Source organism: Epilithonimonas arachidiradicis, from assembly GCF_003610695.1.
GTDB lineage: Bacteria > Bacteroidota > Bacteroidia > Flavobacteriales > Weeksellaceae > Epilithonimonas > Epilithonimonas arachidiradicis.
Window position 1 is genome coordinate 221,991 of record NZ_RAQH01000002.1, and the last position, 16,740, is coordinate 238,730.

Here is a 16,740-nt window from a genome sequence, read left to right on the forward strand (position 1 = left end):
TTTAGGTCGTGATTTTATTAATTTGATTGAGCTTTTCTAATAATAATTGGTTGCGCTTTTTGTGCTTGATGAATTTAAGAAGAAACCAAATAAATAAGATTGAAGAAATTACGATAATTAGGGTACTTATGATTCTCAACCTGTTCTTTTGTTCCTCGATTTTTTTGTTGTTTTCCTGATTCAGGACATCGATGCTTTTGTTGAGAGAAGCGAGTTCACTTTGTTCTCTGGCAAATTTGGTTTCGATGTACAGTTTGTTGTACACTTCATAATTGTTCCAATCTTGAAGTGCGAGATAATTGTCAGAAAAACCTTTGTAAATCCCTTCACTCAACACCAAATCGCCGACTTTTTTGGACAGATTGACCGATTTTTTCAAAAGCTCTATCGCTTCCTGATGTTTTCCCAAAGCCGTGAAATTCTCAGACAAACCTTTGTAGGCAAAAGCCTCCAAACTCTCTGCGTGAACAGATTTGGCAACTTCAGCAGATTGTTTGAAATATTTTTCTGCCTCATTGTATCGCTTCAAATAAAAATAACAATAGCCAATGTTGTACAGGAAAACACTGGAGTTGGCGATGGCATTATCATAATTTCCAACTTTTTTTACATACTCCAAGCCGATGAGCAGCTTTTCCAATGCCAGCTCGTTGTTGTCCTGAGATTTATAAACCAAACCTCGCAAAGCAGAGTTGAGACCGAGATAATACGTTTTGAATTTCCCGTCCGGAAGCTGGTTGCAAATCTGATAAGATTCGTCCAGGATTTCCAACGTCTTGCTGTTGAGTCCCATCTGCTGATATTGTATGGACGTTGCATTCAGGATTTTTACTTTTTGTTCCGGGTTGGTCACATTTTTACTCAGTTCCTTCATCTTCAGAACCCAATCCAGAGATTTGTCGAATTCCCTTTTGGAAATGTAGGAATGCGACATCAGTTTATAGAGCTTGATGAGATTGTCCGGATTTTTCTCATTTTTCAGCATTTGTTGCGTGATTTTCTGAGAGTTATCAGGATTTTGGTAAATGTCCGACAACGCTTTTTTATACAATTGCTCATTGTACTGGGATTTGAAAATTCCGGTAAACGAGAAAATAATTAATATGAAAATGGAGCGTTTCATTGTTTATTCTGAGTCAATTGCTGGATGTAAGTGTTTGGCGAAATCCCGGTTACGGATTTGAAAACTGTAGTAAATGCGCTGTGGGAAGAGAAACCTGCTTTCTCCGCCAGATAGCTTACTTTATAATTAAGATAAGCAGAATCGGTTTTCAAAAGATAAGCGATATAATTGATTCTTAGTTCGTTGATGTAATTGTTATAATTCTTTTCTTTGTATCGGTTGATGACGTCGGACAGATATTTCGTGTTCGTGTCCAATTGTCCGGCGAGCATTGCCAGTGACATATCGCGGTTCAGGAACATTTCCGATTTTTCAAATTCTTCCAAACGCGCCAGAATATCCATTTCTTTTTCCTTGGAAATCAGCGGTGTTTTTTTGGAAATGTCAGGTTCTATTTTTTCGGATTTTGGTTCGATAACAGTTTTACTTTCATCAATTTTCTTAATGAAATCCTGTTGTTTTGAATAAAAATCGATTTGCTTCTGGATAGATTTTGCTTTTCTTTTTTCGAAAAGATTCATAAGAACAATCGCTAAAATGCCAACGAAACACACGATCGCAATAATCAGAATATTGTTTATAAAATTGCGGTCAGCATTTTCTATTCTTTTGGCTTCGTATTGTTCATTCAGCTTTACCAGGTTTCGAATGGCGTCTTTTTTATTTTTGTCTAATTTATCGGTTTGCTCCTTATATATAGAGTAATATTTTTGATACAAATCTTCGTTTTTCAGCGCCAGATAATTTTTGGACAAATCCTCATAAATTCTGTATCTCAATGCATCATAAGCTTTATTTTGAATTAATTCCAAAGCCTGATTCAGGTTTTCGGTTGATTTGACGTAATCTTTTTTCAGGAAATTAATTCTACCAAAATTATCAAGATTGAAAGCTCTTAGAAATACATATTGAGGCGTTTTCTCCAGCTTTTTCTGAATTTCATTAACCAATTTTTCAGCTTTATCAATTTGATTTTGAGAAATATAAATGAATGTCTGATAAATCTGATTTTCTATCGAAATGATAAAATCTTCATCCGTATTTTTTAGCTGAGAATTACTCTGATTCAGATTTTCTTCTGCTTCTTTCCATTTTTTCTGAACCATTAGGTTAGATGCATTCAGCTGATAAATGTAAGCGGAGAGATTTTCCGGATAATGCTGAGACTTGATTTTAGAAGCTTTGTCAACAAGGTTCTGCGAAATTCTGATGGATTGCTTGTAAAGTCTGAGCGACTGATATTGCTGAGCCAAAGCAAAATCCGAATAGAAGGAATTGTTTTCATTCCTGTTTTTATTCAGATTGTCGATGGATTGATCAATGGATTTTGCATAATCACCTTTGAAGTTGTAGGCTCTTGACAGGATGATTTGAACACGCTGTTTGATGAGTTCCGGCTCTTTGTTGACATCAATATTCTGAAGAATCTGGAAAGCATTGTCAGGGTTTTCGTAAAGACTTTGATAAGCTTTGTCAAGGAGCTTCAATGTTTCTGGATTGCTTTGCGCCGAAGTCAAAATGACACCGGAAACAACCATCAACCACAAAAAAAATACCCTGAACATACTACAAAAATAGTTTTTTTATTTGTGAATTGTATGATTTTTAATAATTCTTTAGTGAAAAATTCATGGTTATTGTTGTTTTGTTAAATATTTGAAAATCAGGTGTTTTTAGAATTAATATTTTAAAAATTCACGAATTCAAAAAGGCAAACTTTAGGAATTGTTAGTTTTAAGACATAACATTGTAAACAAGTTTTTGAAACAAGAAGTCAATAACTGCTGAAGAAAAATTACTATTAATATTTTTATTATTATGAAAAAAGTTTACTTGCTTTTACTAGGCGCAATGACAATGTCTGGAATTAATGCCCAGCAAATAGAACTGAAAGTTCTGGACGGAATGGGGTCACGTCTGTATGACATCAATGACAATGGAAAAGGAATCCATTCCGGAGCCTATTTTGATTTTGCTACCGGAGATACAACACCCACAGAAGGCGGACAAGCTACAAACAGAATCAACAACGCCGGCGATGTTGCGGGATTGATGGCTTATACAAGTTCTGAAGGCGAAGAACTGGGACAAGCAGCATATAAGAAAAACGGAACCTGGACGGCAATTGGCTATTTCCCTGGCGATGTTCCGAGTAATAGCTGGTTCAGCAGCGCTAATGCGATCTCCGGAAACAGCAAATATGTAACAGGGCAAATCTCCACAAGTGTTGAAAATAGTTATGCCTACATCTACGATACAGAAGCGGGAACGATTAAAAAACTGGACGGCGATGGTTCTTTTGAATATGGAAGAGGCGAAGGCATCAACAGCTCGGGAATTGTAGCTGGTTTTGTTAACAAATATTCTATCAATGGAAGTACGTATTGGATTCCGGTTTATTACACACCGGATGGCGTGGTGCATTATATCGGAGACTTGGGATATGGAGAAGCTGCTGATATCAATGACGCCGGGCAAGTTGTAGGTGTGAAAGATAACAAGCCTTTCATCTATGACATCAATACCAATGTTTATAAAGAGTTCAATATTCCTGCAGGTTTTGATACTGCAACATTTACATCCATCTCAGAAAACGGTATTGCTGTAGGATATGCAGGTTATGCAGGCAGCAGAGAAGTGATCATCTATCATCCTTCATTAAGTTCGAATCCTGTTTTCCTGAAAGATATTTTGACGAGCCAAAACGTAGCGGTTACAACTTTCGATGGAAAATTGGGAACTGCAATGGGAATTTCTGCTAATGGAAACTACATTGCTGGATTTGATAATTCTATTCCGCCGTTTTTCGCAGCAGGTTGGGCCATTAATCTCAATAATCTTTTATTAAACGACAACGATTGCTCAATCACTTGTCCTGAGAATATCGAAACAACTCTTGCAAGTGCTTCAGAAACATCAGCAGTTGTAACTTATACATTGTCGGTTACTTGCGGTTCATCTTCTTCGTCAGGATTGCAGACCGTTTTAGTTTCTGGTTATGAATCTGGTTCTCAGTTCCCGATTGGTGTGACCAATGTCGTTCACAATTTGGTAGATGCAGACGGGAAAATCGTTTACGTATGTTCGTTCCAGGTTACAGTGAATGATGTTTATTGTTCTACAACGCCACAATATGGAGTAGATTCTATTACTAAGGTTCAGTTTGCGGGAATCGATAATGCATCAGATCCATATTCTAGCCAGGCTAACGAATATTATCTGGACAAAGTGGGCGAAGTTTACCAAGGCAGCGAATATCCAATTGCTATAGAAGCTAACACTAATACTGGTTATGATTATGCAACAGTTTTCGTAGACTGGAACCAAAACGGAATCTTCACAGACGCAGGAGAAATCTATGAAGTTGGAGCAATGACTTCTGACGGAATGGATGGCGCACAGATTACAGGTAACATCGCAGTTCCGGCTAATGCAACAGTAGGAAAAGCAAGAATGAGAGTGATGTTGAACTGGGATGCATCTATCACGACGCCTTGCGATAACTCAATCTACGGTTATGGTCAGGCAGAAGATTACACATTAGATGTGAAAGAATCTCTTGGCGTGAATGACATCAATTCAAAATCGATCAGCTACTATCCAAACCCGGTAAAAGACATCCTGACTCTTGTAAGCGATAAAAATGTAACCAACGTTTCAGTTTACAATATCGAAGGTAAGTTGGTAAGAAACTTCGCAAGTCTGGATGAGTCAAAAGTTCAGTTGGATCTGTCAACATTAATCACAGGAACTTACGTTGTGAAAGCAACAACTAAAGATGGAAAAACCAAAACATTTAAGGTGATCAAAAAATAAATCTTCATCATAATTAGGAGAAAAACCCGCATCAATATTGATGTGGGTTTTCTTTTTATTGGGGCAGCTTAATCCGTCTTCCGCTCCCAATCTTTTCACTCCACTTCGTTGCGTAAAAAGGATTCCCGCTCAAGCCTGGCTGCGAGTGATTCAACTTTTCTGTATGATGCAGACTTTGTGACTTTTCAACAATGATTTACTTTAAATTTTTGCGACTTTGCCATATTTATTTATTCGTTAACAAAAACCTAATTCTTTTCTTAAAATTGTTTTTTAGGTTCAGATACTTTAACTTTGCACAAACCTAATCTAATGAGTAAAAAAGAAACGAAATACATCTTTGTAACAGGAGGTGTAACATCGTCACTTGGTAAAGGTATTGTTTCCGCTTCTTTGGGGCTTCTTCTTAAATCCCGCGGTTTCAAAGTTACCATCCAAAAGCTTGACCCTTATATCAACATCGACCCCGGAACGCTTAATCCCTATGAACACGGCGAATGTTATGTGACCGAAGACGGCGCAGAAACAGACCTTGACCTTGGACATTATGAGCGATTCCTGGATTCTCCAACATCACAGAATAACAATGTCACAACCGGAAGAATCTACCAGACCGTTATCGAGAAAGAGCGTAAAGGTGATTTCCTGGGGAAAACTGTGCAGGTGATTCCACATATTACCAACGAAATCAAACGCAGAATCAAGATGCTTTCCAAAAAGGATTATGACATCATCATTACGGAAATCGGCGGAACTGTAGGTGATATCGAGTCGCTTCCTTATATAGAAAGTGTTCGCCAGTTGCAATGGGAATTGGGTAAGAACAATTCTATGGTCATCCATTTGACATTGTTGCCTTATTTATCGTCAAGTGGAGAACTGAAGACAAAACCTTCCCAGCATTCTGTTCGTCAATTGATGGAAAGCGGGATTCAGGCGGATGTTTTGGTTTGCAGAACGGAACACACCATTCCGAAAGATTTGCGTTCCAAGCTGGCGCAGTTCTGTAATGTAGGACTGGAAAACGTCATCGAATGTATTGATATGGACACGATTTACGAAGTACCTTTATATCTGCAGAAACAGAATTTTGATGAAGTTGTTCTTAAGGAACTTAATCTTCCTGCAGGCAAAGATATCAATCTGAAAGACTGGAAATCATTTCTTAAAAAATATAAAAACCCAAAACGAAGCGTAGAAATTGCTTTGGTAGGAAAGTATGTGTCGCTTCAAGATTCTTATAAATCCATTGCCGAGGCATTCATCCACGCCGGTGCGGATATGGAGACGGAAGTTAAGGTGCGTTGGGTTTACAGTGGTGACATCGAAACTGAAGGTGCAGAAAAACTTTTGAAAGGCGTTGACGGAATCCTTGTCGCTCCAGGTTTTGGCGACAGAGGTATAGAAGGAAAGATCCAAGCGGCGAAATATGCAAGAGAGAACAAGGTTCCACTACTGGGAATCTGTTTGGGGATGCAGATTATGACGATAGAATTTGCCAGAAATGTATTAGGATTAGCTAAAGCCAACAGTATGGAATTCGATACTTCTACGCCAGATCCGGTAATATCTCTAATGGAGGAGCAGAAAAATGTGGTGGAAAAAGGCGGAACAATGCGTCTTGGTGCTTGGAAGTGTGCTTTGAAATCAGGCTCAAGATTGTCAGAAATCTATGGCGCAAAAACTATTTCGGAACGTCACCGCCACAGATATGAGTTCAACAGTGAGTACAAAAAAGACTTCGAAGACAAAGGACTCGTTCCGACGGGACTAAATCCGGAAACCGGTTTGGTAGAAACTTTGGAACTGAAAGATCACCCGTTCTACATTGGTGTTCAGTATCACCCGGAATACAAGAGTACGGTTGCTACGCCGCATCCACTTTTTAAAGCGTTCATTAATGCTGCAATAAAAGGAAAGTAAGATTTACTTATTAATAAAATAAAACAGCTGCGATTTTGTTCGCAGCTGTTTTATTTTTAACTATTGGTTTCAAAAAATCTACTTTCTTGAAAATGTGGTGTAGCCGCCGTCCACCAATAGCTCGGTTCCACTAATGTAACTGGCATCGTCTGACGCTAAAAATAATACAGTTTTTGCAATTTCGCTTGGATCACCCAATCTTTTCAAAGCAATTATTTCAGAAAAATGGTCTCGGATTTCACTTGTTGTTACTTTTTCCAGGCCTTCAGTTTTAGTTGCTCCGGGACTTACAATATTGACTCTGATTTTTCTCTCGGCCAATTCGTTGGCTGCGATTTGAGCAATCTTGTTTAATGCGCCTTTCGTTGCAGAATAGACGCTGGAACCCAGATTGGCTGCCGTAGCCACGGTAGATGAGGTGAAAATGACTGAAGCGCCGTCTTGTAGATAAGGCAATAGTTTTTGTAATGTGAAATATGGCCCTTTCACATTGGTATTGAACTGTGCATCAAAATCAGCTTCCGTTGATTCTCCAATGGGTGCAAATACAGCGATTCCTGCATTCAGAAAGAGAACGTCTATTTTATTTCCGCTTTCCGCAACTGCTTTTTCTAATAAAGTAATGCCTTCCAGATTTGATGTGTCAGAAACTAATGTTTTTAAGTTGGAACTGTTAATTGTTGCTGCAGCCTTTTCCAGATTTTCTGCGCTTCTTCCGGTAATCCAGACATTAGCTCCTGCGTTGATGAATGCTTGTGCGGTTGCGAAACCTATGCCGGTACTTCCGCCGGTGATAATCACGTTTTTGTTTGTGAAATTCATTTTGATAAATTTTAATATTGAGATACAAAGGTATATCATAAGAATATATTTTAGTAACTTTGTAACTAAAAGTAACAGTAACATTTGAGTAACAAAGTAACTATGGATTGTAAAGATTTTAAAGACGAGCACAAAAAAGAGATTATGGCGGTTCACGATGCAATGGACGTTCTGAGCGGCAAATGGAAGATTTCAATTATTTCCTCTATCTGTTATTATAACAAAAGACGGTTTTCTGATATTCTGAATGATGTAGAAGGCATATCCAACAGGATGTTGAGCAAAGAATTAAAAGACTTGGAAATGAATAAGCTTTTGGAAAGAACCGTTCTGCATACAAAGCCAATTTCTGTTCAGTATCAACTTACAGATTATGGATTGAAACTGAAAAACATCATCAATAACCTGTCGGAATGGGGGGCAGAACATAGAAAAGTTATTATTGGCAAATAATCGATTGCTATATTAATAAAAAGTAATTCCTATCCTTAACCGTCTTTATTACAAAATCTGAAAAATAAAACCTATTTTTGCAGACCAAAATGATGTAGGTTTCTAAACTGTCTGTCTGAGATTATTGAAGACTTCAAATTAAAAGCCTTAAACCTTAAACTTAATTCTATAATGCAACAGAATAACGGATTAGACAAAAATCAGCTGATTAGCTTCGCGGTTTTTTCTATGATTCTTATCGGTTTTATGTTCTATTTCCAGAACAGAAATGCAAAAGCTGAACAGGAACAACTCGCTGCGCAAGCCAAAAAAACTGAGCAGACTACAAAAGCAAAAGCTCAGGTTACTAATCTTAATGCGAATACAGTAACACCGACTTCAGTTCAGAAAGTTAATCTTCAGAATGATGAATTGGCTTTGGAATTTTCCAGTGTTGGAGGACAATTAAGCTCTGTTAAACTGAATAAATTTCAGGCTTTTGGTGGAAAACCATTGTATCTTTTCAATAATAACAATTCCACCTATGGCTTCCAGTTTACGGATAAGTCCGGTAAAGTTTTCAATACAAAAGATTTAGTTTTTGCACCACAAGTTTCCGGGAATTCTGTGACTTTGAGTTCAAAAATTGGAAATGCTGTTGTACAATTCGTTTATACACTTAAGCCAAAATATACGTTAGATTTTCAGGTAAAAACACAAGGTTTAGCTAATATCGTTAATGATGGAAAAGCTAATTTTGTCTGGAATTACAATGTAAGAGGTGCAGAAAAAGGACGTTCGCAGGAAGAGACTCACACCGAGTTTGCTTATGCGTTCAACAATTATAAAGACTACGATTACGATGCCCGTTCCGATATGGATGAGCCGGACGAAACCCTGAATTGGATTGGTGTAAAGCAACAGTTTTTCGCAGCAGTTCTTGAAGCTAAAAATGGATTGACCAAATCAAAAGGTAATCAGGAAGCGATCCCAGAAGGGGAGTTTTTGAAGAAATTCAATTATGACGGACAGGTTAATTTGGCTGGCAATGAATTGAATCAGGATTTTACCTGGTATTTTATGCCACTAGATATGGACTTGCTGAAGTCTTACGACAAAAACTTTGACGAGATTCTGCCGTTAGGCTGGTCTTTCATCGGCTCGCTGAACCGCCACGTATTTATGCCGATGTACAATTTGTTATCGTCTTGGGGATTGGCAGCAGGCTGGGCGATTTTCTGGATGACCATTATCGTGAAACTGATTTTGTCTCCGGTAATGTTCAAACAGCACAAACTAAGTGCGATGATGAAGGTGATTCGTCCGGAAATTGATGAGGTGAATGCTAAATTCAAGGATGCGGACCCGATGAAAAAGCAACAGGAAACAATGGCGGTCTACCGGAAAGCCGGCGTGAATCAAATGGCAGGATGTTTACCGGCGTTGGTTCAGATTCCGTTGTTCTACGCACTTTTCCGTTTCTTCCCGAATATGTTAGACCTTAGAGGGAAAAGCTTCTGGTTCGTTCCGGATTTGACAGCTTATGACGATATCATCAGTTGGGGAACCAACATTCCGTTGCTGGGAAATCACCTGAGTGTATTTGCTTTGGCTTGTACCATTGTGATTTTGATTTACACGATTATGACTTCAGGAAACATTCAGCAGCCACAACAGGAAGGGATGCCGAATATGAAAGTCTTGATGTACATCTTCCCAATCACGTTCTTGTTCTTCCTTAACAGTTCTGCATCAGGTTTATCTTGGTATTATTTTGTATCCAATGCGATTAACATCGTGATTATCTTGGTGATTAAATATTTCATCTTAGATGAGAAGAAAATCCACGCTCAGATCCAGGAAAACAAAAAGAAAGAACCGAAGAAAGAAGGAACTTTCCAGAAACGGATGAGAGAGATGATGGAGAAAGCGCAAGAGCAACAGCGTTTACAGGAACAAGCTAGAAACAAAAAGAAATAAACATCTAAAGCGGTAATTTTTACCGCTTTTTTTATTGGGGCGTATCCCTTTGTAAGATTGGCTTTTTGCAAAAAGCCAATCTTACAAGCGGGCCGTGCTTTCCGCTATATCTTTTTCTGCCAAGCTTTTGCCAATCCAGAAAAAGGATGCCGCTGCAATCACTTACGCGCTGACGCCTTTATTCAACATTTGTCTAAAAAATATAATTTATCATAATTATTTGTCTTACTTTGATGAGTTTTACGTCTTTGCGAACCTTAAAATATTTTCCATAATTTCAAAAAAATCTTTGCGGACTTTGCGTTAAAAATTTACAATTTATACAAAGAAAAATCCCGAAATTTGCAACCATCAATTTAAATCCAAAACCTTGAACTTAGAATCTACCTACGAATATCTCCAACAATTCCTAACTGCGGAACGTTTCCAAAAAATCGAACATTACTCCAAAGAAAGTTCAGATTTTGTTCTGCCGGTAATGGAAGACATTTACCAGTTCAGAAATGCGGCTGCCATTGTTCGTTCTGTGGAAGCTTGTGGATTTCATAAAGTGGTGGCGATGGAAAAAGAGAATTTCTTTGAACCGAATCTAAAAGTCACAAAAGGCGCTGATACTTGGGTTGAGGTGGAGAAAATGCCAAGAACAATAGAATCTCTTCAGAACATCAAAAACCGAGGTTATAAGATAGTCGCTGTTTCAGCCGAAAACAATGCGAAAATGCTCCCAGATTATAAAATCGAAGAACCTTTGGCTTTAGTTTTCGGAACAGAGTGGGAGGGAACAACGGATGAATTATTGGACTTTGCTGATGAAACTTTAGCAATTCCAATGTTTGGATTTACAAAAAGTTTCAACGTGTCTGTTGCGGCCGCCATTTGTATGTATGAACTTAAACAAAAATTGCTAAAATCTGATATCGATTATAAATTGTCCGAAGAAAAATTGCTACAGATGAAAATCCGCTGGGCAAAAAACTCGATTCCAAGTGGTGATATGATTTTGGAAAAGTATTTGAGAGAGAATCAATAATCTTAGTATATTTGATTATAAAATACTCATTATGACAATTTATAATGTTTCTATACCGGATAATAAAGATTCTTTTTTTCGAGAATTCTTAGAGCTTATTGGAGCAAAGTACGAGAAAAAGCAAGATACTTTTGAGCTGTCTGACGAGCAAAAGAAAATATTGGATAACCAAGATGATTTTGCGTTGTCGGATTATGAAGATAATGACAGTTTTGTAGCAGAGTTAAAGAAAGAATATGGCATTTAAAGTCATTGTTTCTCCTGTTGCAAAATCGAATGTAAGAGAAGCTGCGTCTTATTACAAAAGAGAAGTATCTAACAAAGTAGCTCAAAAATTTGTTGAAGATTATGGGCAAACCATTCAAAGAATAAGACAAAATCCATATTTTCAAATCTATTATAAAGATTTTAGAGGATTGACGATGCGTAAATTTCCCTATATTGTTTTCTATCAAGTTTCCGTAGATACAATCTTAGTAAAAGCAGTTTTCAATGGACTTCAGGATACTAAGAAAAGACCAAAATAATTTTAAGTAATTAATTCACAAACAATTTCCCCAATCTTCGGAGCCAGCGCAACACCCATTCCCGAAAGTCTTATTGCACAAAATTGTTTTTCGGAGATTTGTTTCACAATCGGTGTTTTTTCTATTCCCATTGCCATAATTCCTGACCATCGCATTGCTATTTTAAAATCTTGATTAGGCAAAATAACTTCTTTTAGAAATTGTTTCAAATGATTTTGCAAAAAATCTGTGGTTTCAAAATTGGTTGTTTTTTCAGTTTCAAAATCCTGATTTCTAGCACCGCCTAAAAGAATTTGATTTCCTAAATTTCGGAAGTAATAAAAACCTTCATCGTAATGAAAAGTACCTTTTAGTTTAAGATTCTCGATAGGTTCAGTCAGAATAATTTGTCCTCTTGCAGGGATGATTTCTTCTGATTCTAAAAACTTTGTACTGAAAGCATTCGTGCAATAAATGACTTTATCACATTTTAGAATAAGATTATCATCAATTGTTATTTTGATTTCATTCTCAGCTTCTGAAACTGATTCTACTTCTGTTCCGAAAAGAAATTCGACTTTCAATTCGTGGCATTTTTCTAAAAGTTTGTTCAATAATTTTCCCGAATGTAGACTTCCTTCACAAAGATTCTCAACCAAATAGTCTGATTTTCCTAATCCAAATTCTTCGATTTTTTCATTCGTGATTCTGAACGTATTTTCGGTTTTTATGATTGGAGCTAATTTTTCATTCACATCATCCAGTTTGTCCAAAGCTGATTCAGTATTCAAAATCTCGTAACCGCCACACATTTCAAAATCAATTTCATCTTGAGTAAAATAATTCTGAATCTTCTGTAAACCTTCGAATCTCATTTTAACCAAATCCAAAGTTTTCTCCCAACCCATTTTTTCGGAATCGGAAATAATCTCTGTCAAACTTCCAAAACAAGCAAAACCAGCATTTCGGGTTGATGCGCCAGTTGGAACAGAATTTCGTTCAATAATTAAAACCGATTTTTCGGGATATTTTTCTTTGATAGAAATCGCAGCCCAAAGTCCTGTAAATCCTGAACCAATGATTGTAATGTCACGTTTTCTGTAAAAAGTTTCGGTTTCCCAAATGCTTGGATTAATATTTCTCATGTTTTTTGAACACAAAGTTCAGAATGTTTTTTATTTATACTCATAAAGTTCACAAAGCCGCTTTGCTTATTAGATATTTTTCTTTGCTGAGTTTTATGCCTTTGTGAACTTAAAGATATTTTCAAGAAATTAGCAAATTCTTTGCGAGCTTTGTGTTCAATTAAAATCAAAGTTTATAATCATCTCTCACTTCGTTACTTTTTGCAAAGCAGACCGACGAAGAATTTTCCTGATTCGAACCAAATTTTGAATGCATCTCCTGATTGAAATCTGCCGACTTATTTCGGGCAATCGAAAGCGTTTTCCAATCATTATTTTTCATCATTTTAGCAATGTATACAATTTGTCCAATGTGATAAGGATAATGCGCTAACTGACGAAAAATCGCATCCAAGACCGAATGCGCTTCGCCTCTGATATAAATTGTAGAGTTGATATTTTCGTTCGTGATTTGGTTTAAAGCTTCGAAAAGACAATTCCAGCCTTTTTCCCAATATTGCAGAATTTCAGCTTTTGTTTTGAAAGAATTGATAAATTCCGAATCTCGGTTTCGCCAATCTTTTTCGCCATCTTCGGTAAAGAAATTAGTCCAGCGAGACAACATATTTCCAGCAACGTGATTGATGATAATTGCGATAGAATTACTTTCCTCGTTGTATTGCCAAAACAATTGTTCTTCAGAAAGCTGAGCGAACGATTTGTCACCCAATTCTTTATAATAGAGAAATCGCTTAATGAATAAGTCTTTCATTTTGAAAATTTTACTTAATAAATATAAAAATTCCTCTCAAATATTTGAAAGGAATTATAAATTTTAAAGCTTTAATTATAATCAAAACATTTTATCATAATTCCAAGCAGCAACAAAAATTCCGGCAGTTTCAGTTCGTAATCTTTGATTTCCTAATGAAACAGCTTTGATGCCTTTCTCCGCTAAAATCTGAATTTCTTTATCAGAAAAATCGCCTTCTGGCCCAATCAGGAAAGTAATTTGGTTGCTTGTTGTTGATTGTTGGTTGATGGCATTGTCACGCGTGTCATCCTGAGCGGAGTCGAACGGTCGAAGCGCATTCAGATTAATTCTTTCCAGATTTTCGTTACAATGTGCCACAAAAGTATTTTCTGGGTTTAGGTTTTTCATAAAGTCAGAAAATTTGGTCAAATCATTAACTTTTGGAAAATGAAATCTAAGACTTTGCTTCGAAGCAGAAATAGCTTGTTTCCTCAGTTTATCAATACTGATATTCTTACGTTCGGTTTTTTCTGTAAGGATAAAACTGATTTCTGAGATGCCCATTTCCACAGCTTTTTCAACAAAAAATTCGATTCGGTCAATGTTCTTCGTTGGTGCAATCGCGATATGAAGTTTTGGAGAAAAATCAGGAAGATTTTCTTTGATTTCGGAAACGTCTAATGATACTTTTTTACCTTCGAAAACAAGATTTCCTTTTGCCAGATTTCCATTGCCGTCGGTTACGAAAATCTCTTCGCCTTCTCGCATTCTGAGAACTTTTGTGATGTGCTGTTGTTCATCAGAATCAATCATTAAATCAGGGAAAATCTGTCCAAAGAAAAGTTTCATTTTATATTGATTTTATATTGAACCACATAGGCACATAAGTTTTTTCGGGATAAAAAAGTCTAAATAGCCATTTTTACTTTTCTATTTCAAAATTCTTACAGCTATTGTGTCTATGTGGTTTTGCTATTTCACATTGTTTATTTTTTAGCAGGTTTTACAATTGAAATTATTTTCTTGCCAATTGTTGCCAATAAAACCGCAGCCAGACCAAAAACGATCCCCAATCCGAATTTCGAAAAGATATTTTCCGGAAGCAAATGGTGTATATAATCGATATTATGAAGAAAAATTTCCCCGGAAACCAACAACAAAGCAATAGTTCCAACAACGCCAAGAATTTTGATGACAATTGGTAAAGCCTTAATCAAAACTTGTCCAAGACCTGAGAAAAATCCTTTGTTCCCTGACTTTTTCATTAGGAAAAAACCGGCATCATCCATTCTGACAATCAAAGCAACAATTCCGTAAACGCCTACTGTTGCTATGATTGCAACGAAAGAAACACTCAGAATCTGAGTCAAAAGAGGATGTTGTTTCTCAATTACGGTTCCTAATGCGATAATCACAATTTCCAAAGACAAAATAAAATCGGTTTTGATGGCCGAACTGATTTTTGATTTTTCTGATTTCTCATCTTCTTCTGGTAAAGTGCTTTCTTCTACAACCTCGTGTCCTTTTTTATTTCTGTGAAAAAGAAATTCGATGATTTTTTCAACACCTTCGTAAGCCAAATAAATTCCACCAATAATCAAAATATAAGTGATTGCTGGCTCATAAAGCCATTTGAGTAAAAATATAATTGGGATGATAATCAGCTTATTGATAAAAGAACCTTTGGTAATTGCCCAAAGAACAGGAATCTCGCGAGACGATAAAAATCCGGTTGCTTTTTCTGCATTTACTGCAAGGTCATCTCCGAGGATTCCGGCAGTTTTTTTAGTTGCTAATTTGCTGGTTACTGCGATGTCGTCCATCAACGCACCGATATCGTCTAAGATTGCAAAGAATCCTGAAGCCATAACTTTTTTATTTTGATACAAAAATAAGTTTTAAACTTTAAAATTCAATGCTTAAAGTTAATTGGTGGATTATTTTTATTTGATGTTTTGAAACGCGATTTCATTCTCGCTGATTAAAGCAACGCCGGTTTTCATCGTCGTGTAAATATCTGTGTCACATTCGCGTAAAGAACACATATAGATTTCTTCTACCCAAGTGTTGTTAATAAAAATCAGATTGAGATATTCCTGTTTTCTCAGGTTGTTTTTGATCGAAAGATAGTCGCCTTCTTTTGGCTCGTAAGCAAAGCTGAAAACATTTTCAGAATTGATGGTTTCCAAAATTTCCTCTTTGATATCCTGAAGATAACCTGTCTCGGAACTGATTAAATCAAAATCCTCAGATTCTACCGAAGCTTCAGTTTTACCGGTGATGGCTTCCAAAATCCAATAATATTTAGATTTTTTTTTGGCTTGTTTTTCGAGGATTTTTTCTTCTAGTAGTAGTTTCATAGTGATTTATTTGGCTAGTGTGAGTGTGTCGCAGGTGTTGTTAATAATTGCGGTAGCATTTGGGAAAATATTTAATTATTCTTCCTCATCGTCCAGATTTGCTTCAGTAGGTTTTGTAAATTTAATTCCTTCATTGTCCCACTTGGTAATATTGCCAGAAGAGTCCATAAAATTAAATTCTACTTCATAAGCCATATTATTATCGTACTTGAATGCACCTGAACACATACCGTGACCAACCGATAACTTATTGTCTTTTGGCAATATATAATATGTTGTGATGTTATTTGTTACTAAGTTTTTGAATTTGGTTTTGACTAACAATTGTGAAGAATCATTAGCAAGAAATGAAAAAATGACGTTTACCTCTGGTCCGCATCCGTAAGAAATATAAGACTTTTTTAATTCATAAGGTTTCTTAGTAATAATAGGTTTCTCAATATCTACATCGGGGGTAACTTTGTAAATTATAGGTTTTGATGAAATATTATAATTGTAGAATTTATTTATTGTTTCGTATTTCGGAAGATTGTCAATTTTCAAAATATATTCTTTGCCAATTTCTAATGGAAATTCAGGTTTTAAAACGGCTTGAGTCAACTGAAAATCTCCAACTAGTGTTTCAGTTACCTTTAGATTAATTTTTTGATTTCCGCTTTGCAGATATACTTTGTAATCTTTATTTAATAAAGTGATAATTTTTTGGCTTGATGCAAAACCTTCAATTAGGAAAATTGAATTTTTATTAATTTCTGTTTTAGTGGGAAATACATTTATTCCACTATTTCCACATTTGGAATAAATTAGAGTATTTAAAAAGATTCCAAAAATAGTAAGGATTGATTTCATAATTTGAGATGTTTTTTGAAA

The 16,740-nt window shown here is 36.2% G+C and carries 16 protein-coding genes; 7 read left to right on the forward strand and 9 right to left on the reverse strand.

Features of this window, described 5'->3' with window-relative positions:
- Position 1: 1 nt before the first annotated feature.
- Both BXY58_RS05030 and BXY58_RS05035 read right to left on the reverse strand, forming a co-directional pair.
- Positions 2 to 1,123 (reverse strand): tetratricopeptide repeat protein, encoded by a 1,122-nt coding sequence (locus BXY58_RS05030; RefSeq protein WP_120212731.1) that lies wholly within the window; start codon positions 1,121 to 1,123, stop codon positions 2 to 4.
- The gene (locus tag BXY58_RS05035) at positions 1,120 to 2,688 is read right to left on the reverse strand and encodes a helix-turn-helix domain-containing protein (RefSeq protein WP_120212732.1); all 1,569 of its coding nucleotides are present in this window, start codon (positions 2,686 to 2,688) and stop codon (positions 1,120 to 1,122) included. The genes BXY58_RS05030 and BXY58_RS05035 overlap by 4 nt, the downstream gene beginning before the upstream one ends.
- A gap of 253 nt (positions 2,689 to 2,941) precedes the next feature.
- Here BXY58_RS05035 and BXY58_RS05040 point away from each other — a divergent pair, with 253 nt between their 5' ends.
- Both BXY58_RS05040 and BXY58_RS05045 read left to right on the forward strand, forming a co-directional pair.
- Entirely contained in the window at positions 2,942 to 4,939 is a 1,998-nt protein-coding gene (locus tag BXY58_RS05040) for a GEVED domain-containing protein (protein WP_120212733.1), read from the forward strand.
- Positions 4,940 to 5,251: 312 nt separating this feature from the next.
- Positions 5,252 to 6,862, forward strand: a complete 1,611-nt coding sequence (locus BXY58_RS05045; RefSeq protein WP_120212734.1) for a CTP synthase — start codon at positions 5,252 to 5,254, stop codon at positions 6,860 to 6,862.
- Positions 6,863 to 6,940: 78 nt separating this feature from the next.
- Here the strand turns inward: BXY58_RS05045 and BXY58_RS05050 are convergent, their stop codons facing one another.
- Positions 6,941 to 7,684, reverse strand: a complete 744-nt coding sequence (locus BXY58_RS05050) for an SDR family oxidoreductase (RefSeq protein ID WP_120212735.1) — start codon at positions 7,682 to 7,684, stop codon at positions 6,941 to 6,943.
- A 102-nt stretch (positions 7,685 to 7,786) separates the two neighbouring features.
- Here BXY58_RS05050 and BXY58_RS05055 point away from each other — a divergent pair, with 102 nt between their 5' ends.
- The 5 genes from BXY58_RS05055 (at position 7,787) to BXY58_RS05075 (ending at position 11,653) form a co-directional block, all read left to right on the forward strand.
- Complete coding sequence (locus tag BXY58_RS05055; protein ID WP_120212736.1) at positions 7,787 to 8,137, forward strand: winged helix-turn-helix transcriptional regulator; 351 nt, start codon at positions 7,787 to 7,789, stop codon at positions 8,135 to 8,137.
- 171 nt (positions 8,138 to 8,308) lie between these two features.
- Positions 8,309 to 10,096, forward strand: coding sequence for a membrane protein insertase YidC (yidC, locus tag BXY58_RS05060; RefSeq protein ID WP_120212737.1), 1,788 nt, complete (start codon positions 8,309 to 8,311; stop codon positions 10,094 to 10,096).
- A 370-nt stretch (positions 10,097 to 10,466) separates the two neighbouring features.
- Positions 10,467 to 11,126, forward strand: coding sequence for a TrmH family RNA methyltransferase (locus BXY58_RS05065; protein ID WP_120212738.1), 660 nt, complete (start codon positions 10,467 to 10,469; stop codon positions 11,124 to 11,126).
- Positions 11,127 to 11,157: 31 nt separating this feature from the next.
- Entirely contained in the window at positions 11,158 to 11,373 is a 216-nt protein-coding gene (locus tag BXY58_RS05070; protein ID WP_120212739.1) for a hypothetical protein, read from the forward strand.
- Positions 11,363 to 11,653, forward strand: a complete 291-nt coding sequence (locus BXY58_RS05075) for a type II toxin-antitoxin system RelE/ParE family toxin (RefSeq protein ID WP_120212740.1) — start codon at positions 11,363 to 11,365, stop codon at positions 11,651 to 11,653. The genes BXY58_RS05070 and BXY58_RS05075 overlap by 11 nt, the downstream gene beginning before the upstream one ends.
- Before the next feature lie 2 nt (positions 11,654 to 11,655).
- Here BXY58_RS05075 and BXY58_RS05080 read toward each other — a convergent pair whose 3' ends face one another.
- From BXY58_RS05080 to BXY58_RS05105, 6 genes are all read right to left on the reverse strand, one after another.
- On the reverse strand, positions 11,656 to 12,777 hold the full coding sequence (locus BXY58_RS05080) for an NAD(P)/FAD-dependent oxidoreductase (RefSeq protein WP_120212741.1): 1,122 nt from the start codon (positions 12,775 to 12,777) through the stop codon (positions 11,656 to 11,658).
- 166 nt (positions 12,778 to 12,943) lie between these two features.
- Positions 12,944 to 13,528: a DUF1572 family protein gene (locus BXY58_RS05085; RefSeq protein ID WP_120212742.1), complete on the reverse strand. Its 585-nt coding sequence runs from the start codon at positions 13,526 to 13,528 to the stop codon at positions 12,944 to 12,946.
- An 81-nt stretch (positions 13,529 to 13,609) separates the two neighbouring features.
- The gene (locus BXY58_RS05090; RefSeq protein WP_120212743.1) at positions 13,610 to 14,359 is read right to left on the reverse strand and encodes an RsmE family RNA methyltransferase; all 750 of its coding nucleotides are present in this window, start codon (positions 14,357 to 14,359) and stop codon (positions 13,610 to 13,612) included.
- Between the two features lie 137 nt (positions 14,360 to 14,496).
- On the reverse strand, positions 14,497 to 15,378 hold the full coding sequence (locus BXY58_RS05095) for a DUF808 family protein (RefSeq protein WP_120212744.1): 882 nt from the start codon (positions 15,376 to 15,378) through the stop codon (positions 14,497 to 14,499).
- Between the two features lie 75 nt (positions 15,379 to 15,453).
- Positions 15,454 to 15,870 carry a hypothetical protein gene (locus BXY58_RS05100; RefSeq protein WP_120212745.1) on the reverse strand — a complete coding sequence of 139 codons (417 nt, stop codon included), beginning with the start codon at positions 15,868 to 15,870 and terminating at the stop codon, positions 15,454 to 15,456.
- Positions 15,871 to 15,945: 75 nt separating this feature from the next.
- Positions 15,946 to 16,719, reverse strand: coding sequence for a hypothetical protein (locus tag BXY58_RS05105; RefSeq protein WP_120212746.1), 774 nt, complete (start codon positions 16,717 to 16,719; stop codon positions 15,946 to 15,948).
- Positions 16,720 to 16,740: the final 21 nt, after the last annotated feature.